Here is an 18,258-nt window from a genome sequence, read left to right on the forward strand (position 1 = left end):
CTCCGGAGAGAGTCGTGACCGTTTTCGTGCTCGCCGGCGACGTCTCGCGGCAGGTCAAGGCCGGCCTCGTCGGCGACCTGGCAGTGCTGTACTCCCCGCCGGCGAAGTAACCCCCCTCACACACAAGGAGTCGGCGAAATGCCCAGCCAAGAGTCACGTCCCACGATTCACATTCCGGGGACCACCAGCCACACCATCGCCCCGCGCGCGGGATCGGGCGGCCGCGAGGGAAGGCTGCGCTACCTCAAGGCGGGGACCGGCGCCCCCCTGGTTCTCCTGCACACGGTGCGCACCCAGGCCGAGCACTTCCGTCACCTCGTCCCGCTGATCGCGGACCGGTACACCGTGTACGCCCTCGACCTGCCGGGGATGGGCTACTCCGAGATCGTGCCCGGAGCGTTGTACGACGAGCCCGCGATGCGTGCGGGCGTCGAGCGGTTGCTGAACGAACTCGACCTGAATGACGTGACGTTGGTCGGTGAGTCCATGGGTGCGGTGCTCGCCCTGACTGCCGCGGCCGATCTCCCGGAGCGGGTACGACGCGTCGTCGCGGTGAACACCTACGACTTCCGTGGCGGCATCGCCCGGTCGAGCCTTCTCGCCCGTGTGGTGGTCAGCGGTGTCCTCGCGCCCGGCGTGGGTCCCGTGATCGCCGGGGTCGAACCCAAGCCCGCCCTGCGCAAGATCCTTCAGGGCGGCCTCGGCGACAAGAGCGCGCTGCGCGAGGACTACGTGGACGAGCTCCTCCAGGTGGGCAGCCGCCCCGGCTACCCGACCGTCGCCCGGGCCGTGTACCAGGCCCTGCCCAGCCTCATCGCAGCGCGCCCGCGCTACCCCGAGATCAAGGCGCCCATCCACCTCGTCTACGGCGAAAAGGACTGGTCCCGGCCCTCCGACCGGGAGGCCAACAAGCAACTGCTTCCGGCCGCCGACTTCACACAGGTCCCCAAAGCAGGCCACTTCATCGCCCTTGAGCGCCCCGACATGCTGGCCGACCTGCTGAACGCGGTGGCCTGACCCCCGGGGAACCGCTGACCCGAGGAGCAGTGCATGGCGGAGATCCAGCTCGAGGCCGACGTTCCGGCGCGGATACGTGATGGCACGGTGTTGCGCGCGGATGCCCACCGGCCCGGTGGTCCGGCGCCGTGGCCGGCGTAGGTGTCCTTCTCCTCGTCGAGGTAGATGGTGAGTGAGCCGCCACTGGGACTCTCCGGGTTCTTGCCGAGCCTACGCAGGGGCATGATGTCCGCCTCGGATGCCAGCAACGATCTCTGTGCCGCAGCTTGCCTGCGACTCCGCCGCCGGTGAGGAACTTGCCAGGGACTTGGGGCGGCGAACCTGAGCGGGGAAGCGTGGTTGACGGCGCACGGACCCAGGAATGCGGGGCTCTCGAAGTCGTCTTCGCCCAGTTGAGGGTGGGGCTGACCCGACCCGATGGCCGGTGGCTGACCGCGCGCAGCGCGGTGTTCACCGTCTCAGTCGGCGTACTCGCTGCCTGCGCTCGTGCCGTTGGACGCCACGCGGGGGAGCCGTGCCAGCGCTTCCGGTACCGCGCGGACTCTCCGTCGGCTGCCGTCGCCATCTGCCCGCCGGGCATTGGCGTCGTGGTGAGGGTCCGGCGTCAGGCGGGGTGGAGGCCCTGACGCGTCCCACCACGGTTATGACCTGGACCACCGCGAAGACACGGTGGACGCGGCTTTCCCTGGACGTGCCGGTGAAAGTCGAGGGCAACACCCGCTATGGAGACGACATGTCGCAGCACGTATTCGTGAAAGCGGCTCGCGGCGCGGTGGTCCCTCGCACTTCGGCGGCCTGACCGCGCGGAACGACGACCCGAGGCCGGAGGTCACCGTGACACCTCTCGCGGACCGGGTCACCGAGGGACAGAGCCTCACCTGGCGGGCCTCCCTGTCCACGGACGCCGACACCGAACTGCCCGTCGTGTTCAGCTTCTTGGCGGCGGGCGGCAACGCGGAGCTGTCCAGCACGGACGTGGACCCGCGGTGGCTGATGGAGAAGCACGGCGAATCGCCGCTCCCCGAGCGCCCCTTGTCCGAGGTGGCGGGAATGTCCCTGCTGTCCGTCGTCCCCGCCGGTCAGCTGAGCGCCGAGGTGGCCATACCCACGATCGCGGACAGGGCGGCCGAACCGGAAGAGGCGGTGCGGATGCAGCTGTTCGGTTTCGAAGAGCCGCCGGTCGGGCCGATCTTCACCGGCAGGATCGAGGACGGCGGCTGAGGGGCGCACCGCGGGACTTCGGACGCACACGTCCACAGTCGCCGGATCGGCCGAAGCGGTGGCCGGCGGCCGAAGTGATCGGCAGCCGGCAGCTCATCGGCTGGTGGCCCGCCGCGCGGGCCGCGCGCGAACACGGCCGTGTCCCGACCGGTGGCCGGGTCCGGTCACCGTCTCGGTCCCGCGACGGCGTAGGCCGCGGTGCCGACGACCGTGAGGGCCAGCGCCGTCCAGGTGCCCGCTGCCGCGCCGGGTGGCAGCAGCATCCAGGTCGCCACCTGCATCGGCGTACTGGTCGGGGCCGGGGCGAAGAACGAGAACGAGAGCCAGGCGAACGGCAGCGTCCATGCGTACTGGCCGCCCGAGAGCGCCGCGCCCAGAGCGACCGACCCCATCAGCCCCGCGCTGTCCCGGACGACGAACGCGGTCGTGGCCATGGACTCGCCCATCGCCTGCCGGGCATCGCTTCCTGGACCATCACTCGGGCCGTGCCGACGGTGGTCCGGCCGGCCAGTCCGGCGACGGCGGCAGCAGACCGCTGTTCCTGCTGGGCGAGGCCGTCACCCACGTATGCGCGGTTCGCCTGGAAGCCGGCCCGCGGGATCAGGCCGAGCAGTGGTCCCCTGACCCGCGTGGGGTGGACCAGGTGTGGCAGCAGCCCGAGGGCGAAGACGGCCCAGCGCGCGACGGCGAGACGGCGGCCCAGGAGGAAGACGACGAGCAGCAGCAGGCCGGTGGTGCGCATGTCGTGCGCGGGCTTCCCACGTCGTAGTGGGCGGCGAGCACCAACTGCCCCAGCACGGGGAGGACGAGAGGGACCCATGCAAGAACCCCAGGCCACTGGCCCGGGGTTTCCCTCTGGAGCGGGTGACGAGAATCGAACTCGCGCTCTCAGCTTGGGAAGCGACGTGCTCGTGCGGGCCCGATCGCACCGCTGCTGACTCTGGTTGTCCGCTCCTACGGGCACGCTGTGGGCACGGGGGGCGATAACCGGTGGGCAGAGCACCTCCCCGGAGCGCCTGGCCGGTGACTGCGGCGATGCACTCGAAGTCGCGGTCGCGGTGCAGGAGGGGCCAGTCCCTGCAACTCGGCCGTGGCGTCCACCACGAGGTCCACGGCTCCTGCGCTGCAGGTGCTGTCCACGTGGGTAAGGGGGTGAGGAAGCCGTGCGCGGGATACACCAATCCAGTACATGGACTACTCTTGGTACATGTCCATGAAACGCACCAACGTCTATGCCGACCCCGAGGACCTGGCCATCATCAAGGAGGCCGCCAAGCGCCGGGGTATAAGCGAAGCCGAGATCATCCGCCAGGGCATCCACCTTGCAGCCATGGCGAACCGGGTCTGGGACGAGCCGCTGTTCTCACGCACCTTCGAGGGGCCGGGACGCACCCCGTCCAAGTCGGAGGTCCGCGACACGGTCGCCGAGGCCGTCCGGCGCGAGACCGGCTCGGATTCCGGATCCGCCGCGTGATCATTGTCATCGCCGATACGTCCGGCCTCCTGGCAGCCCTGGACTCGGCTCATCCAGAACACGAGGCGGCGAACGAGGCCATCATGGCGGCGGGCCTCCTGGTCATGTCACCGCTCCTGCTGGCCGAACTGGATCACGTGGCGACGCGCGAGCTCGGCAGGGAGGCTGCCCTCAGCGCGGTCGACGACCTGCGGCGCTGGATGAGCCTGGGTCGTGTCGTCATGCCGGAGATCACGGAGGACCATCTGGGCGCCGCCCAGTCTGTCCGTCTCCGCTACCGCGCGCTGGACCTCGACCTCGCCGACGCGGTGAACGTGGCGCTCGCCGCCGACTACGACACGGACGCGATTCTCACCCTCGACCGACGAAACTTCCGGGCCGTACGCCCGCTGGGCCGCTACAAGGCGTTCCGGGTACTCCCCGACGACCTCCCGCTCTGACGCAGGCACCTCGGGGGTCAAGTGCCTGCTCCTGCAAGGGCCTTGTGCGCCGCCCACGACGAAGCACGTGCAGGACGGGTGTCCGCCATCGCCCAGGAACGGTGAGCTGAGGGCTCGCCTCCGGCTCACCCATGTGAAGTTCAGGTCAGCGCCACGCTGCGACGTGATAGGAGCGCCCTCTCAAGACGCGCGTGCCCTCTGCGTGCCCAATCTCGGAGTGCAGGAGTACTCGTAAGACGCAGCAACGGCTCCCCAATGAAACAAACCCCAGGCCACTGACCTGGGGTTTCATTCTGGAGCGGGGGACGAGAAGCGAACTCGCGCTCTCAGTTTGGGAAGCGACGACGACCGGACGCGGGGGTCAAGGTCCTGCGGGGCCCGCTCCTTCCCGTTCTGCGTTCCGTCGTGTCCACGGCAGTCGTACGAGCAGGTGTCGGGGGCGTGGCCCGGCCTGGCCAAGGAGTACGTCATGCCGAAGAACCAGTCCACCGCCGCGCAGAACGCCCGCAGGGCGAGCCGGAGCGGGCGCCCTGCCCCGTCCTGCTGGTCTGGCCCGGGCACGCCCCCGGCATCGCCACCATTCCGCTCCCACCGCCACACCCACCGCACCACCGGATAACAGCAGGCACCGGGTGCCGGACTGTCCGCGGCGTCAAAGCGGCATCTGGGCACCGCTGTTCCGGCCGGCCCGGTTCATCAGAGGAGCACTCGATCGGAGCCGGTGTCCGCGAGGAGTCGTGCGGTCTGCGGGGACGGGTAGTGCAGTCGCAGGGACGTGTGGGTCTCGGCGGCGTGCCGTGACGCGTCGAGGAAGACGCGCAGGCCGCTGGTGTCGCAGAGGCCGACGGTGGTCAGGTCGACGTCGATGGTGGTGATGCCGTCATACAGGCACCGCTCCATGGCGGTCCGCACCTGGGGCGCGGTGACCGGGCCGATCTCGCCGGCCAGGGTGATCAGTGCTCGCGTGCCCCGGTCATGCCGGTAGATGTTCAGCTGCGGAAGAGTCATGATGCCTCGGTTCACGGGCCCGGGCCGCCACTGGCAGATTCGATGGCCTGGTGACGGAAACCGGTTGATCACGTGCGGTGAGTGGTAGGGCTGCGTCGGCGGCGCGGCGGGAAGCGGCCACGGCCCCCGTCGCGGTGGTCCCGGCGCTCGCCGGAGGTCGGCGACTCGGACCGGCCGGGTTCCACCGGGGGTAGTGGCACACCGCGTCCGCGACGGCCGGGCCGGGCGGCGCTGTAGCGGTGCACGGCGATTCTGTCGGCGTGCTCGATGTTGAGCCGGTGGATCACGTATGCGGCCGCTGCGATGAGGACGATGAAGGCGGCGGCCGTCAGGAAGGCGTTCATGGCGGCCTCCTCACATACCGACGGTCAGGCGACTGGGCCGACTGGGCGGACCGGGCTGGTGCGGGACGGCTGTGGACACCGCGGAGGCGCCGCCCTCGTATTCCCATGCCTCGTCCGGGTCCAGTGGCTCGCCGGTCGTGGCGACGCCGTGCCGGGCCTCGTCCGCGGCGATGAGCGCGCTCGCGGTCAGGGGCGGGCCGTCGTAGTCGGACGCGGCAGCCATCAGCCGGGCCGCCGACTCCGCTCCGGTTTCGGGCGGGATGATCAGCAGGTCCCAGCGGCCGGTGCCGTAGGAGAGCAGCAGCAGCTTGTGCGGGTCGATTTCCGGGGTGAACCAGCCGACCTTGACGATGTGGCCGTCCACGGGAACCTGGCGCGGGATGACCGGCCAGTACTTCGGGTTGACGGCGATGCGCGTGATGCGGCCCCAGAAAGGGTCCAACACGCCGGTCAGCGCCGGCAGTTCACTCAGCAGATCCCGGGAGCGGGGCCACCAGGCACCATCCAGGAGGCCACGGGAGGCGCCGTCGGTCCTCAGGGCGAGACGCGCGGCCGGGGGTGCGACGGGCTCGAGGTGCGGCAGGGTTGGGTGCAAGGTCGCCGACATGATGCGGACCCGTCTCCGGGCCGCCTCTGCGGCGGCCCGGGTTTCATCTCTCGCCGAGAACGACCCGGCGTGAAAGCCGGTGTGCGAAATGCCCTCGGTACTGTCGACACTACTCCGCGCTCGGCCGCGACGCGGAGTAGTGGCCGCCTAGATGTGGAGCAGTGTCTGGGTGATCTCCCGGTACTGCCTCAGCGCGTGCCGAAGTTCTTCGGACTGTGCGTCGGGGTTCTGGTCCTGCCAGCCGGCGCGCAGGAGTCGGCGTCGTTCCGCGAGGGCGTTCACGAGTTGGGCGGTGGCTTCGTCGTAGGCGCTCTCGGCCTCTTCCAGCGCCTCGATCGGGGTGTCGGCGAAGGTGTTGAGGGCGTGCCGGAGGCGCTGGACGATCTTGTCCTGTTCGTCCGACGGGAGCAGCGGCTCCGGGCTCGGGCTGCGGCGTCCGGCCGGGCCCGGAGTCTGGCCGGCGGGCTGCCGGGCGCGTGTCTGGTCGTACATCATCGGGGGCCACTTCCGTTCCGCATGAAGGCGTCCTTGGTCTTCTCGACGGCCTGTTTCAGGCTTCCGGAGACGCGGTCTTTCCTGCCTCGGTGTTGCAGTCGCGTGTTGCGGGCGACCCGGCCGAGCTCTTCCGTGATCCTGCCCTTCATCGTCTGCGCCTGGTTCCTGATGCTCGTGCAACGGTCATGGTCGGCCTCGCTGTTGTCCGGTGGGTGGGTTCTCGCGGGGACCGGGCGAGGTGGAACGGCGGACGCTTCGCCCGTGTGTTCCGGAGTTGCATGACTCGGCACCCTGCGCGGCCTTTCGCCTCCGGCGACGGTCCGTGTCAACGGTGGCCACGCGATCCGGGCCGCCTCGTTACGGCCGGGGCGGCGGCGCATATGGCCGCATCTCCGCCGCCAGCCGGTCGGGCCGTCCGGTGTCGGCGTCGGCCGATGTGGAGGGGGCGTCGACCAGTTCCGCCGTCATGAGAGCGGTCGCGGTTGACCGCGAGGCGGTGCTCGCGCTCGCGGCGGCCATCAGCCGGGCGGCCGACGGGGCGCTGACCTCCGGAGGTACCACCAGGAGGTCCCAGCGGCCCGACGTTCCGGACAGCAGAAGGATCTTGTGCGGGTCCAGCTCCCTGGTGAACCAACCGACCTTCACCACACGGCTGTTGACGAAAATCCGTTGCGGGATGATCGGCCAGTAGCGGGGGTTGACGGCGATACGGGTGATCCGTCCCCACAGCGGGTCCAGTACGTCGGCCAGCGCGGGGAGTTCGTGGCTCAGGTCACGGGAGCGGGGCCACCATGCGCCGTCCAGCTCGACCTGCCCCGGGGAAGGGCTCATGGGTTTGAGGGCGAGGCGTGCGGTCGGGGCCCTGAAGGGCACGGCGCGCGGCGAGGAATGGTCGGTGATCGCGGACATCGTGTGAACCCGTCTCCGAACCCCTGCGTGTGAGCAGTTGCCCGGTGCCGTTGCTCACCAGGAACGACACCGGTATCGGGGCCGGTGCGCGAAGTGCTCCCGATGGGTTCACGCTACTCGCCGAAGAGGCCGAACGGACCGCTCCCGGAGATATCCCCTCACTTCCGGCGGCCGTCCTTGCCCGAGGAGCGGCTGGTCTCCAGCCAGGACCGCGCCGGTTCTGCCGCGCTGGTGGTGTCCACGGTGAGCTCGAGGCGGGTCCCTCCCTGGGCGTCCGCGGGGTAGCTGCGCTGTTCTGTGGTGGCGAAGCAGTGACGGAGAACCTCCGCGACCCGGCGGGCGACCTCGGGGGAGGCGGCAACGATACGTACGTCGGCGTGTCCGTCGGGGGGATTTTCCTTGGGCTGCATGACGACCTCGTTGTTCCCGCATGGGCATGGATCCGTGGACTGGATCTTTCACCCTACTCCGGCCCGTGTGACCAGCGAGCTTTCCGACTGCTGCGGGCCGCGGAGTACCGTGAAACGAGTAAGTCACTCCGTATTCCTCGCAGACAGGCGAGTGTCATGTCCGACTCCGGTTCCCCGCGTGTGACCAGGCTCCTGCCGGACGCCGTCCACCAGGCGGTGAAGCCGGGGACGGCTGTCGTACGGCTACAGACCACGCATGACCGGCGGGGCGTTCTCGACGGGGCGTGGTGGCCGAGCTCCCGTGATATCGCAGCCGAGCTTCCCGCCCTGATCTCCGCACTGACCGAGTACCTCGGGCCGCTCACGCGCGTCGGCCTGGACGCCGGAGCCTGGGAGGCGCTGCCAACGCGACTGCTCGTCGACGACCGCGTCGTCCATGTCGACTCTTTCCCGGTCGGTGACGACACCGTCCTCGTCACCAGGGGCGATCAGGACCACTTCTCCCTCCTCGTCATCCCGCCGCACGCGACGCCCGAGGCGGCACGCACCGCGATGGCCGAAGCCGTCCGCGCCGACAACATCACGCAAGCCGAACAGATCCTCATCGACACCGGTACCGACCGGGCAGCGCCGAAGACTTGACGCCGGTCAGCCGACCGTGCCGCAGGTCACGGTGAGCGGAATCCTGGAGCCCGCCTACAACATCGCCGGCGACAGCTTCGACTACGCCCTCAACGACGACATCCTGCACGCGGCCGTGATCGATGCAATGGGCCACGGTCTGGACGCCGACGGCGATGGCGACCATCGCCGTCGGCGCCTACCGGCACGCCAGACGCAGCGGCATCAGCCTCGCCGACAAGTACGCGTTCATGGACCAGGCCATCGCCGAGCAGTTCGGGCCGGACCACTTCGTCACCGCCCAGATGATGGATCTCGACATCGTCACCGGCCACCTGAAATGGGTCAACGCCGGCCATCCCGCCCCACTGCTGATCCGCAACCGTCGAGTCGCCCGGCCGCTGGAAGGCCCGACCACCCTGCCCGTCGGCTTCGGCGGCGCCCCTCCTCAGATCAGTGAATACACACTCCAGCCCGGCGACCGGTTTCTGTGCTGCACCGACGGCCTGATCGAGGAGCGCGACGCCGACGGAGAGTCGTTCGGCGAAGAACGGCTCATCGCCTGCATCAACCGCATCGAACGCACCGAGGGCGGCGTACGTGCAGGCGGGCTCTGGCTCTCCCGCGCCTTGAAGCGGGAACGCGGGGGCCGCACCAGCGATGATGCGACCCAGTTCCTCATCGAGTGGCGGGGAGGCACCGCCGATCACCTCGCCGTTTTGGAATGAGCGAAGGCACGCCCCTGTCCTCGACGGGTGAAGTGGCGTTCAACACCGCCACGGCACTCATCGCGCCGGGATCGGCCGCGCGGCGGTTCGGGACGGCGCTCGGAGGATGGCTGAACACCGGCTGCCCCGCCCTATGGCCGCGACGCCGCCCGGGTCTCCTCGTGGGCGTGCGGGTACTTTGCGGCGCGGTGCTGGAAGGCGAGCACCTTGGGGTTTTGGACGACGCCGCGGCGGATCTCGATGGCGTGCCGGATCGTGTCGTCGGTGTCCCAGCCGCCGGGGCCCTGGAGCACGACGGCCAGGTACGGCAGTAGGGCCTCGCTGTTCTCCCAGGTCGCGGAGTTCCACAGGTAGGAGGGGCTGTGGTCCACCCCGTAGTACCTGACCTGGTCGCCAACGGTGAACATCGGGTCGGTGAAGGTGGTGGGTCGGGCCCAGTCGAAGCCCATGCCCTCGTCGCAGGAGACATCGATGACCAGGGTGCCGGGGGCCAGTTTGGGCAGGTCCTCGTCTATCAGGAACATCAGCGGCGCGTCGGTGTCCTGCAGCACGCAGTTGACGATGATGTCGTGCCCGGCGATGAACTCGGCCAGCGGCAGCGGGCCGTCCTCGGTGAGGGCGACACTGCGTCGCGGGTCGGGGGTGTCGTCGGCTTTGTCGTGGTCGAAGTGGACCATCCGCGCGGAGTGGATGGGGGAGCTGACGGCGGTGACGCCACGCGCGGTGAGCACGTCGACGTCGTGCACGCCCAGGCCGCTGAGCGCGGTCACTGCGCCGCGGGCGGTCGCGCCGAAGCCGATGACGACGGCGCGCTGCCGCCGCCCGTAGTCGCCGGTCACGCCGGTCAGCTGCATGGCGTGCAGGACCGAGGAGTAGCCGGCCAGCTCGTTGTTCTTGTGGAAGACGTGCAGGTTGAAGGCGCCGCTGCGGGTCCAGTGGTTCATCGCTTCGAAGGCGATCAAAGTCAGCCGCCGGTCGATGGCGGTCTGGGTGAGCCTCTCGTCCTGGACGCAGTGCGGCCAGCCCCACAGGATCTGACCCTCGCGCAGTTCCGCCAGGTCTTCGTGGAGTGGTTTGGCCAGCAGGATGACATCGCAGTCGGCGATGAGTTCCTCGCGCGTGCGGAAGCCCGCGACGAGCGGGGCGAGCTGGCTGTCTGGGACGCCGAAGTACTCTCCGTAGTTTTCCTGGAGGTAGATGCGCTTGCGGAGACCGGCGTCGATGCGGTCGAAATGAGCGGGGTGAACGGGCAGACGATGCTCGTTTTCCTTGCGGGTCTGCGACATGATTCCGAGCGTGAGTTGCTGCAAAACACCCCTTTGGTTACTCCCTGTCTAGCACACCGGGGCAAGCCGGCAGCCGGTCGCGACAGGCAGGGCCAGGGGCAGGCGCACGGGCGGGAGCCGGGTCCGGGCGACATACGCGTGGCCCTGTTCGCTTCCGGACGGCAGCATCCGTCTCTGCGGCGATCGGGTCGCACGGTGCCGGTCAGCTCTGTCGGTTCCGGCCTCGGTCGACGCTCGCGCGGGCCAGAAGGCGCTACGGACCGACGACAAACAGCAATTCCCGTAAGAACGCGTGCCGGAGGACGTCCGACACCATGCAGATGAGAAGGCCGATTGGGCTGTCCCGCTGTTCTCCCATCCCGCCAAACCCGCCGGCGAATACGACGTCACCGACATGCGCAACCTCGACCCCCGCCGGCAGCCCGACAACTTCGAGAAGAACGTCGAGGCCGTGGGCAAGCTCGGCGACCTGGCTGCGACCTAGGGTCTGTTTCAGAAGTGGATCAAGCTTGGACGGGCTCGATGGATCTGACCTGCGTTGATGTCCTCCCTATGCGGTTGTCGCGAGGGCCGGATCGCGCCGCTGTTGCAGCGTCTCCCGGCTGATCTGGAGTGTCCGTTGTGCCGGCCGTACTGGGATCCGGCCCGGAGGAATGGATCCGTCAATGTTGGTGACGTATTCTTCTATGTACATCACCAACATTGCATGGAGGAGCCTCATGTCTGTGACCCAGATCGACATCGACGACGACGCCCTGGAACGCGCCATGGCTCTGTCCAAGGTCAGGACCAAGAAAGAGGCAGTGAATCTCGCTCTGCACTTCTACGCCGAGCAGCAGGAGCGTGCGGCGCGCATCAGTCGTCACTTCGAGCGTGCGCGTGAGTGGGGTGCCGTCGAGGACGCCGAGCGCCTGCACGAGTCGGAGAAGCGCAGCCGATGATCTACTTGCTCGACACGTCCGGCCTGGTGCGGCTGCTGCGCGATCCGAAACTGCAATCGGCCTGGTACGACGCGATCGACGCAGGGGCCGTCGCATCCTGCTACGCACAGCGCGCCGAGTTCCTGTACAGCGCCCGAAACGGTCGCGAGTACGACGAGATCGCGGAGATGTTCACCGACCTCTACCCCGACGCAGCGGTGCCAAAGAATGCAGGGCGGTGGATCAGCGCGGTGCAACACCGTATGGCCCAGGCTGGGGAGCACCGCAGCGCTTCGGCGGTGGACCTCATCATCGCCGCGACAGCGGCCCACCACGGCTTGGCCGTCCTCCACGACGATGCCGACTACCGCGCTGTTGCCCGGCATGCATCCGACCTGACCGAGCACAACATCCACGACGTCGCCTGAAGCGCTCTTGTCGCCCGACAGGTTGTGGGCGGAGGGCGTTCTGCGAACACGCGGCCCTTGTTCGGTTTGGGGACATGTGAGCTGAGAGGGGCGCTGATCGCTTGTTGCCCTGGGGCCTTTCAGCATGCTCAAGGCGATGGACGAGCCACTCTCAGGATTGGGTTCCAGGCGAACCAGTCGAGAACCTCGGCGCCCAGTTCCCAGGGGGCGTTCAGCAGCGCCTTTTCTGTCGTCTCCAGGTCTGAGGCGGCCGCGTCCGGCGCCGGGCCGATGCGCTCCATCAGATCGCCGCGCTTACGGAAGAACTCCTCGTCCTCGCCTCGCAGGCGACCCATCGCCGCCTTCACGCAGACAGGCCATCTCGGCATGCCGAAGTGGTCGTCACGGGTACCGAGTTGAGAAGCCGCCACGAAGACGAGGAAGTCGTCACGGGACAGCTGTTCCTCAAAGTGCATCAGGGTGTCGACGCGTCTCTTGACATGCTTCTTGATCTCCCCCAGGAACCCCCGACCGAAGTCCGTCAACGTCCCGTCGCAGCCCGGCCAGGCCGCCTCGCGATCCAGGATCACGTCCTCGAGGTCCAGAAGACGGCCAGCCGCCGAGGACGTCGGTGAACCAGTGCACCCCATCGCCGTCGGCGACCGTCACCTGACCGCGCGTGCGATCGCCCGCGCCGCCCTCGCCACCCACGCCTCACACTCCACCCGCCCGGGCTTCGCCTCCGCCGCGACCACCGGCCCCGCCTTCCCCTGCGCCCGATGGCGAACAAGGTGCCCGAAGTGAGGGCCTTCTTCTGGGTCATCAAGGTGCTGACCACCGGCATGGGAGAGACGGCGTCCGACCTCCTGGCCCGTGTAATGGGCCCGATGCCGGCGGTCCGCCATCCTGGTCTTCGTCGCCTACCTGGCCGTATCGCAGCGCGACAGGCGTGGCCGCGCCGCAGCCTGACCGGGTACGACGCCGTGGAGGCGAGCAGGGCTCGCAGCCGGTCGATGGCGAAGCCCGGATGCAGACCAGCTCCTGGCCGTGGTGTGACGAGGTCAGCCGCAAGGCCACGGAGGATGGTGCTCAGACGGACTGTCAGGGAGCCGATCCACAACAGAAGCCCAGCGCCGGGGCAACGAGGATGGGCTGGATCCCGGGGGGAGGTGTCGCCGTTCCAGTGGACGAGCCATCGGGCAGGCACGCACCGGCTCACCGCCGACGGGCAATGCGGGACTGTCCTGAAGTCGACGCGTTCTCCTTCTGGGACGGGGAGATTCCGTTCGTCCTGCTGAGCACCGAGAAGACCGCGGAGCGGGGACGCTTCGACGCCGCCCACGAACTCGGACACCTCGTCCTGCACGGTGAGGAGCAGATGCCACACGGCCCACAGGCCGAGGCGGAAGCGCACAGGTTCGCTGCCGCAGGCGCCCTCGCTGAATGACCCGGTCCGCCTACGGTCCCGACATTCCGGTGCCGCTGGCAGTGCACAACCCGGGCGGTGCAGCAGTGACAGGTGTGCAAATGTGCGCCATGTCATAATGCGTTCATATTTCTAATTAAAAGGAACATATGGACATGTCATGACGAGGTCGCGCATCGCAGTGAGAGCAGCCGTCGCCCTGGCGCTGGCCGGGGCGCTGGTCATGGCGTGCGGCGGCGACGGTGGCGGCTCGAAGACGTTGACCTGGTCGATGTGGGCCAGCGGCGGTGAGGAACAGCAGGTCTGGCATGAACTCGCGGACCGTGTGTCCCGCGAAGATCCGCAGCTCACGATCAAGCTTGAGACCTCGTCCTTCGATGACTACTTCGCCAAGCTGGGCACCCGTTTCAGCAGCGGCGATGCGCCCTGCATCGTCTCGATGCAGTCGCTCCGCACCACGGGCTACACCCAGGGCATGCTGCCGCTCGACGATCTGATCGCCAAGAGCAAGTTCGATGTGACGGACTTCGACAAGTCCGTCATGGAGGGGCTGAGTGCCGACGGGAAGCAGTACGCGCTGCCGTACGACGTCGGCCCGGTGATCCTCACGTACAACAGGGACACGTTCCGGAACGCGGGGGTGCCGGAGCCCGAGCCGGGATGGACTCTGGCCGAGTTCGAGTCGGTCGCCCGTAAGCTGACCGGGGAGCGGAGGTACGGGTTCGTCGCGTCGCCTCAGGATGTGTGGATGTTTCCCATGGTGCTGACCAAGACCGGGGCGCAGCCGGCCGACGTGGCGGGCAAACTGCGACTGACCACCCCCGCCATGACCAACGGCGTGCAGTGGTACGCCGACCTGGCGGCCAGGAAGAAGGTCGCCCCCCGCGTGCCCGAGGCCGATCCCCTGTTCGCCGAGAGGGAGTTCCTCAGCGGCAACGTGGCCATGGGCGCCAGCGGTCCGTGGGCGTTGCTGAACCTGAAGAACCAGGCCGGCTTCCAGGTGGGCCTGACCACGATTCCCGCCGGCCCGGACGGCAGCAGGACGTACTCCGCCGGTTCCGGGTTCGGTATCTCCAAGTCCTGCCCGGACCCGGAACGGGCTTTCAAGGCGATCACGCTGATGACCGCCAAGAAGCAACTGGAGTGGCTCGGCGGGGTGGGACGTGCCTATCCGTCACGTGAGTCGGCACAGCACGCGTGGTACGAGAACGCCCGCCTCGCCGGTGCCCGAGAGGTCCTCGAAGCCGCCAACGCCACGGCGATTCCGCTGCGTACGACGAAGCACTGGGAGCGGGTCAACCAACTGCTCAACCAGCATGGGGTCAGCATCTTCAACGGGGCGAGCTCCGCGAAAGAGGTTTTGGAGCAGGTGCAAAGACAGGCCGGGCAGGATTGATCGGTGCGTGAGTGAGCTGAGGGGCGAGCAGACGGAATGGCGGAAGGGGGCTCGGCCGCAGGATGGTCCGGAGCCCGGATCCGGGAGGGTTACGACGGCAATGACGGCGGCGATGAGGCCCCATGAGGAACTCTCCACCCGGCCGTGAACGGACAGACGGGCGTCAGGCCGGCGGGAGTCGAACGTGGCTCCGCCGGGTGTGTCAGGGCTGCCGCAGGGGCGGAACGGTGGGTACCTCGATCGCGTTCTCGATGTCCGCCGGGGTCATCCGGAACTCCTCCGGATAGGCCTCACGCGTGGTGCGGCGGACAGGCTCGGTGGTGCGCCAGGTGTACAGGCACCGCTCGCACTGGCGGACCAGCCACACCCCCGCCACCGGGGAGGCGGCGAGTGTCCGGACGGCATCGAAGGCGCAGCGAGGGCACGCGGCATGGGTGGTCATGAGGAGAACTCCTTGAGGGGGCCAGGGGAGAGTCGGGTCACCGGGCGGAGGCGGCAGTGCGCAGCTGCTGGAGCCTGGCCGCCCACTCCCGGGTTTCCGGCAGGTCCTTGGCGGGAGTCGAGAAGTTGCCGCGCACGTCGGGAGCGACCGGCGTCGTCGCATCGATGATCATCTTGCTGGTGATACCGGCGGGCTGGGCCGCGGGCGCGAGCTCGACGACGGAGAGGTTGGGCACGACGACGACGTCCTCCCGGGGGTCGACCTTCGCGGACATCGCCCACATCACCTGCGGGAGATCGAAGGGATCCACGTCCTCGTCGACGACGATCACCTGACTGACGTAGCCCAGACCGTGCCGCGTGGTCATGGCGCGCATGCCGACGGCCTTGGCGAAGCCGCCGAATCGCTTCGCCGTGGAGATGATCACCAGCATGCCGTGCGTGTACATCGCGTTCACTGCCTGCACCTCGGGAAACTCCGCACGCAACTGCTTGAGCAGCGGGACACAGGTGTTGGGTCCCACCAGGTAGTCGACCTCGGTCCACGGCTTGCCCAGGTACAGGGACTCGAACACCGGGTTCGTGCGGTACGAGAGGCGGTCGACGCGGATGACGGGCATCCGTCGGCCCCCGGAGTAGTGGCCGGTGAACTCACCGAAGGGCCCCTCGATCTGCCGCTTCCGCGACTCGATCACCCCTTCGATGACGACCTCGCTGCCCCACGGCACGTCGAAGCCGGTCAGAGGGGACGTGGCGATGGGCGCGGGTGCTCCGCGCAGGGCCCCGGCCATCTCGTACTCGCTCTGGTCGTACGCCATGGGCATGCCGGACACGATCGCCATCACGGGGTCGTTGCCCAGGGTGATGGCGACGGGCAGGTCCTCGCCCTTCTCCTCGGCCTTGTGCAGGTGCAGAGCGACGTCGTGCACGGGGACCGGCTGGAACGCGAGCCGGTCGGGGCCGATGACCTGGATGCGGTACGTGCCCACGTTCTGCTTCCCGAAGTCGTCGGGCGCCTCCGGATCCCGGGAGACGACCGCGGCCTTGTCGAGGTAGAAGCCGCCGTCGCCGTCGTTGAGACGGAACAGGGGCAGCACGGAGAACAGGTCGACGTCCCCGCCCGCCTGGGTGTTCTCGCGCCAGGGGGCGTCCTCGCGGCGCTCGGGCGCGATGGGAAAGTCGTCCCAGCGCGAGGCGAAGATCTCCACCTGCTCCTTGACCGGGGTGTGCTTGGGCAGCCCCAGGGCCAGGGCGTGGTTGGTCCAGGAGCCGTGCACGTTCAGCGCGATACGGGCGTCCGTGAAGCCCTTGACGTTGTCGAAGTACAGGGCGGGCGCACCCTCGCCGATCCGGCCGGCGGCGTTCGCGGCGGCGGCCAGATCGGGCTCGGGGAGCACCTCGTCGGAGACACGCAGCAGTTGACCCTCCGCGTCGAGAGCGGCGAGGAAGCTGCGCAGATCGTCGTATGCCATGAGGGATGTCCTTTGTACGGGGTGTGGGCCGCATGCTGGTGGCGGTCAGGCTGCGGGCCGCCCGGCATCGGCACGGGCCGTGCGCATGCCCTCCCAGCGCCTGGCCGCCGGCGCGGGCAGGTCGAACTGGTCGAGGACGCGGGCGGTGATGTGGTCGACGATGTCGTCGACGGAGGCCGGATGGTTGTAGAAGGCCGGCATGGGCGGCACCATCCGCACCCCCATACGGCTCAGGGCGAGCATGTTCTCCAGGTGGATTTCGCTCAGCGGCGTCTCACGAGGAACGAGGACCAGCCCGCGACGCTCCTTGAGGACCACGTCGGCCGCACGGGCCACCAAGCCCTCCGCGTACCCGGCGCGGATCCCGGCCAGCGTCTTCATCGAGCAGGGCGCGATCACCATGCCGTCCGTCCGGAACGAACCCGAGGAGATGGTGGCGCCCTGGTCGTCGGGCTTGTGCGTGACGTCGGCCAGCGCGCTCACGTCCGCGACCGACAGACCCGTCTCCAGTTCGAGGGTGCTGCGCGCCCACCGGGAGAGAACCAGATGGGTCTCCACGTCCTCGAGCCCGCGCAGGTGCTCCAGGAGCCGCACCCCGAAAATCGCCCCGGTCGCTCCGGTCATGCCGACGATCAGCCGCACCGTTCCCCTCCTCAAGCCATGTGAGCTGCGCCTTTCGGGACCGGCGCCGCTCTTTCGAACCTAGGTGGTCCATCAGGGCGAGCCTGGGTACGCTCTGGACTCACGATGGGGAAAAACGGACACCTTGCTGTCAGGGATCTCCCGTACACGGCGGCGGTCGGAGCACCAGCGGGCGTCGAGGTGGGGGAGCTCGGCGGGCTCTTCGCGCGCGCCCGGCGCCATGGCAACGATCCCCACGCCTTCCTGCGCCCGGCCTTCCACCAGCTGATCGCCGTACGCGAACGGTCCCTGCATCTGACGGTGGACTTCGTCGAGCACGAACTGCCGCCCGGCGCCTGGCTGTGGATCCGCCCCGGACAGGTGCAGCGGTTCGGGAGGGACCTGTCGGCCGCGGACGGCACGATCGTGGTCTTCCAGCCGGGGTTCCTGCCGCCCTCGACCCTCGCGGCAGCCGACCTGGGCCCCCCTTACCGGCAGGCGCCGGTGCAGCCCTCGGGCCAGGACGCGCGGGCGCTGCGCCTGGGGCTGGACCACTTGGCTTTCGAGTTCGCCGCGATGTCCTCGATGCCGCTGGCCCCCCACGTCGAGGTGCTCCGGCATCTGGTGTCCGTACTGATCCTGCGCCTGGCCAAGGTGACGGGCGGCTCGACCGCACAAGGCCCGGCGGCCGAGGTGTTCCGGCGCCTGTTCGAAGCGGTGGAACGCGACCACATGGTGACGCGTCGGGTCGAGGACTACGCGGCCGCGCTGGGTTACAGTCCGCGCACCCTGTCCCGCGCCACCCTGGCGGCCACCGGGATGAGTGCGAAGAAGTACATCGACGAACGCGTCCTGCTGGAAGCCAAGCGCCTCCTGCTGCACAGCGATCTCGCAGCGAAGAACGTGGCGGCGGAGCTCGGCTTCGCCGATCCGAGCGACTTCACCAAGTTCTTCCGGCTGCGCACGGGGACGACGCCCGGAGAGTTCCGGATGCAGGCACCCGACAGTGCCTGAC

24 protein-coding genes and 3 pseudogenes are annotated in these 18,258 nt (G+C 68.7%); 14 read left to right on the plus strand and 13 right to left on the minus strand.

Going from position 1 to position 18,258, the window contains the following annotated elements; all coding sequences use genetic code 11:
• The first annotated feature begins 138 nt into the window (after positions 1 to 138).
• Together CEB94_RS21325 and CEB94_RS21330 are read left to right on the plus strand one after the other, a co-directional pair.
• Positions 139 to 1,017, plus strand: coding sequence for an alpha/beta fold hydrolase (locus tag CEB94_RS21325; RefSeq protein WP_175433746.1), 879 nt, complete (start codon positions 139 to 141; stop codon positions 1,015 to 1,017).
• Between the two features lie 834 nt (positions 1,018 to 1,851).
• Positions 1,852 to 2,238: a hypothetical protein gene (locus CEB94_RS21330; RefSeq protein WP_175433747.1), complete on the plus strand. Its 387-nt coding sequence runs from the start codon at positions 1,852 to 1,854 to the stop codon at positions 2,236 to 2,238.
• A 164-nt stretch (positions 2,239 to 2,402) separates the two neighbouring features.
• Here the strand turns inward: CEB94_RS21330 and CEB94_RS21335 are convergent, their stop codons facing one another.
• Positions 2,403 to 2,672: a hypothetical protein gene (locus CEB94_RS21335; protein ID WP_246111866.1), complete on the minus strand. Its 270-nt coding sequence runs from the start codon at positions 2,670 to 2,672 to the stop codon at positions 2,403 to 2,405.
• On the minus strand, positions 2,630 to 2,980 hold the full coding sequence (locus CEB94_RS21340) for a hypothetical protein (protein ID WP_175433748.1): 351 nt from the start codon (positions 2,978 to 2,980) through the stop codon (positions 2,630 to 2,632). The genes CEB94_RS21335 and CEB94_RS21340 overlap by 43 nt, the downstream gene beginning before the upstream one ends.
• 465 nt (positions 2,981 to 3,445) lie before the next feature.
• Here CEB94_RS21340 and CEB94_RS21345 point away from each other — a divergent pair, with 465 nt between their 5' ends.
• From CEB94_RS21345 to CEB94_RS40995, 3 genes and pseudogenes are all read left to right on the plus strand, one after another.
• On the plus strand, positions 3,446 to 3,712 hold the full coding sequence (locus CEB94_RS21345) for a ribbon-helix-helix domain-containing protein (RefSeq protein ID WP_175433749.1): 267 nt from the start codon (positions 3,446 to 3,448) through the stop codon (positions 3,710 to 3,712).
• On the plus strand, positions 3,709 to 4,152 hold the full coding sequence (locus CEB94_RS21350) for a PIN domain-containing protein (RefSeq protein WP_175433750.1): 444 nt from the start codon (positions 3,709 to 3,711) through the stop codon (positions 4,150 to 4,152). Before CEB94_RS21345 ends, CEB94_RS21350 begins: the two co-directional genes overlap by 4 nt.
• A gap of 519 nt (positions 4,153 to 4,671) precedes the next feature.
• A pseudogene (locus CEB94_RS40995) lies at positions 4,672 to 4,764 on the plus strand (universal stress protein); the annotation flags it as partial.
• An 84-nt stretch (positions 4,765 to 4,848) separates the two neighbouring features.
• Here CEB94_RS40995 and CEB94_RS21355 read toward each other — a convergent pair.
• From CEB94_RS21355 to CEB94_RS21380, 6 genes are all read right to left on the minus strand, one after another.
• On the minus strand, positions 4,849 to 5,160 hold the full coding sequence (locus tag CEB94_RS21355; RefSeq protein ID WP_175433751.1) for an STAS domain-containing protein: 312 nt from the start codon (positions 5,158 to 5,160) through the stop codon (positions 4,849 to 4,851).
• A 68-nt stretch (positions 5,161 to 5,228) separates the two neighbouring features.
• A complete protein-coding gene (locus CEB94_RS21360) occupies positions 5,229 to 5,504 on the minus strand; it encodes a hypothetical protein (RefSeq protein WP_175433752.1) in 276 nt (91 codons plus the stop codon).
• Between the two features lie 10 nt (positions 5,505 to 5,514).
• Positions 5,515 to 6,111, minus strand: coding sequence for a DUF5994 family protein (locus CEB94_RS21365; RefSeq protein ID WP_246111867.1), 597 nt, complete (start codon positions 6,109 to 6,111; stop codon positions 5,515 to 5,517).
• Positions 6,112 to 6,258: 147 nt separating this feature from the next.
• Positions 6,259 to 6,606, minus strand: coding sequence for a hypothetical protein (locus tag CEB94_RS21370; protein WP_175433753.1), 348 nt, complete (start codon positions 6,604 to 6,606; stop codon positions 6,259 to 6,261).
• Between the two features lie 357 nt (positions 6,607 to 6,963).
• Positions 6,964 to 7,437 (minus strand): DUF5994 family protein, encoded by a 474-nt coding sequence (locus tag CEB94_RS21375; RefSeq protein WP_175433754.1) that lies wholly within the window; start codon positions 7,435 to 7,437, stop codon positions 6,964 to 6,966.
• 236 nt (positions 7,438 to 7,673) lie between these two features.
• Positions 7,674 to 7,925, minus strand: a complete 252-nt coding sequence (locus CEB94_RS21380; protein ID WP_175433755.1) for a hypothetical protein — start codon at positions 7,923 to 7,925, stop codon at positions 7,674 to 7,676.
• 156 nt (positions 7,926 to 8,081) lie between these two features.
• On the opposite strand from CEB94_RS21380, the gene CEB94_RS21385 reads away from it, so the two are divergent.
• Together CEB94_RS21385 and CEB94_RS21390 are read left to right on the plus strand one after the other, a co-directional pair.
• Positions 8,082 to 8,567 (plus strand): DUF5994 family protein, encoded by a 486-nt coding sequence (locus tag CEB94_RS21385; protein ID WP_175433756.1) that lies wholly within the window; start codon positions 8,082 to 8,084, stop codon positions 8,565 to 8,567.
• A 13-nt stretch (positions 8,568 to 8,580) separates the two neighbouring features.
• Positions 8,581 to 9,274, plus strand: a pseudogene (locus CEB94_RS21390) (PP2C family protein-serine/threonine phosphatase); the annotation flags it as partial.
• A gap of 131 nt (positions 9,275 to 9,405) precedes the next feature.
• Here the strand turns inward: CEB94_RS21390 and CEB94_RS21395 are convergent.
• Positions 9,406 to 10,584 carry a N(5)-(carboxyethyl)ornithine synthase gene (locus CEB94_RS21395; protein ID WP_175433757.1) on the minus strand — a complete coding sequence of 393 codons (1,179 nt, stop codon included), beginning with the start codon at positions 10,582 to 10,584 and terminating at the stop codon, positions 9,406 to 9,408.
• Positions 10,585 to 10,852: 268 nt separating this feature from the next.
• Here CEB94_RS21395 and CEB94_RS40410 point away from each other — a divergent pair, with 268 nt between their 5' ends.
• The 3 genes from CEB94_RS40410 to CEB94_RS21410 all read left to right on the plus strand — a co-directional run bounded on the left by CEB94_RS40410 (position 10,853) and on the right by CEB94_RS21410 (position 11,908).
• Positions 10,853 to 11,044, plus strand: a complete 192-nt coding sequence (locus tag CEB94_RS40410) for a hypothetical protein (RefSeq protein WP_218945916.1) — start codon at positions 10,853 to 10,855, stop codon at positions 11,042 to 11,044.
• 235 nt (positions 11,045 to 11,279) lie between these two features.
• Positions 11,280 to 11,501: a type II toxin-antitoxin system VapB family antitoxin gene (locus CEB94_RS21405; protein ID WP_175433758.1), complete on the plus strand. Its 222-nt coding sequence runs from the start codon at positions 11,280 to 11,282 to the stop codon at positions 11,499 to 11,501.
• The gene (locus CEB94_RS21410) at positions 11,498 to 11,908 is read left to right on the plus strand and encodes a PIN domain-containing protein (RefSeq protein WP_175433759.1); all 411 of its coding nucleotides are present in this window, start codon (positions 11,498 to 11,500) and stop codon (positions 11,906 to 11,908) included. The genes CEB94_RS21405 and CEB94_RS21410 overlap by 4 nt, the downstream gene beginning before the upstream one ends.
• Before the next feature lie 128 nt (positions 11,909 to 12,036).
• Here CEB94_RS21410 and CEB94_RS21415 read toward each other — a convergent pair whose 3' ends face one another.
• Positions 12,037 to 12,477: a hypothetical protein gene (locus tag CEB94_RS21415; RefSeq protein WP_246111868.1), complete on the minus strand. Its 441-nt coding sequence runs from the start codon at positions 12,475 to 12,477 to the stop codon at positions 12,037 to 12,039.
• Between the two features lie 189 nt (positions 12,478 to 12,666).
• Between CEB94_RS21415 and CEB94_RS42235 the strand changes: the two are divergent.
• From CEB94_RS42235 to CEB94_RS21430, 3 genes and pseudogenes are all read left to right on the plus strand, one after another.
• Positions 12,667 to 12,786, plus strand: a pseudogene (locus CEB94_RS42235) (hypothetical protein); the annotation flags it as partial.
• A 332-nt stretch (positions 12,787 to 13,118) separates the two neighbouring features.
• The gene (locus tag CEB94_RS41005; protein WP_246111869.1) at positions 13,119 to 13,334 is read left to right on the plus strand and encodes an ImmA/IrrE family metallo-endopeptidase; all 216 of its coding nucleotides are present in this window, start codon (positions 13,119 to 13,121) and stop codon (positions 13,332 to 13,334) included.
• A 139-nt stretch (positions 13,335 to 13,473) separates the two neighbouring features.
• The gene (locus CEB94_RS21430) at positions 13,474 to 14,709 is read left to right on the plus strand and encodes an ABC transporter substrate-binding protein (protein ID WP_175433760.1); all 1,236 of its coding nucleotides are present in this window, start codon (positions 13,474 to 13,476) and stop codon (positions 14,707 to 14,709) included.
• 202 nt (positions 14,710 to 14,911) lie between these two features.
• On the opposite strand, the gene CEB94_RS21435 is transcribed toward CEB94_RS21430, so the two are convergent.
• The 3 genes from CEB94_RS21435 to CEB94_RS21445 are packed head-to-tail and all read right to left on the minus strand — an operon-like array spanning position 14,912 to position 17,264.
• Positions 14,912 to 15,151 carry a non-oxidative hydroxyarylic acid decarboxylases subunit D gene (locus CEB94_RS21435; protein WP_031142597.1) on the minus strand — a complete coding sequence of 80 codons (240 nt, stop codon included), beginning with the start codon at positions 15,149 to 15,151 and terminating at the stop codon, positions 14,912 to 14,914.
• A gap of 37 nt (positions 15,152 to 15,188) precedes the next feature.
• Complete coding sequence (locus tag CEB94_RS21440) at positions 15,189 to 16,622, minus strand: non-oxidative hydroxyarylic acid decarboxylases subunit C (RefSeq protein WP_175433761.1); 1,434 nt, start codon at positions 16,620 to 16,622, stop codon at positions 15,189 to 15,191.
• Positions 16,623 to 16,667: 45 nt separating this feature from the next.
• Positions 16,668 to 17,264 (minus strand): non-oxidative hydroxyarylic acid decarboxylases subunit B, encoded by a 597-nt coding sequence (locus CEB94_RS21445; protein WP_218945918.1) that lies wholly within the window; start codon positions 17,262 to 17,264, stop codon positions 16,668 to 16,670.
• 105 nt (positions 17,265 to 17,369) lie between these two features.
• On the opposite strand from CEB94_RS21445, the gene CEB94_RS21450 reads away from it, so the two are divergent.
• Positions 17,370 to 18,257 carry a helix-turn-helix domain-containing protein gene (locus CEB94_RS21450; RefSeq protein WP_175433762.1) on the plus strand — a complete coding sequence of 296 codons (888 nt, stop codon included), beginning with the start codon at positions 17,370 to 17,372 and terminating at the stop codon, positions 18,255 to 18,257.
• Position 18,258 lies beyond the last annotated feature (1 nt).

The sequence above is a fragment of the Streptomyces hawaiiensis genome, assembly GCF_004803895.1.
GTDB lineage: Bacteria > Actinomycetota > Actinomycetes > Streptomycetales > Streptomycetaceae > Streptomyces > Streptomyces hawaiiensis.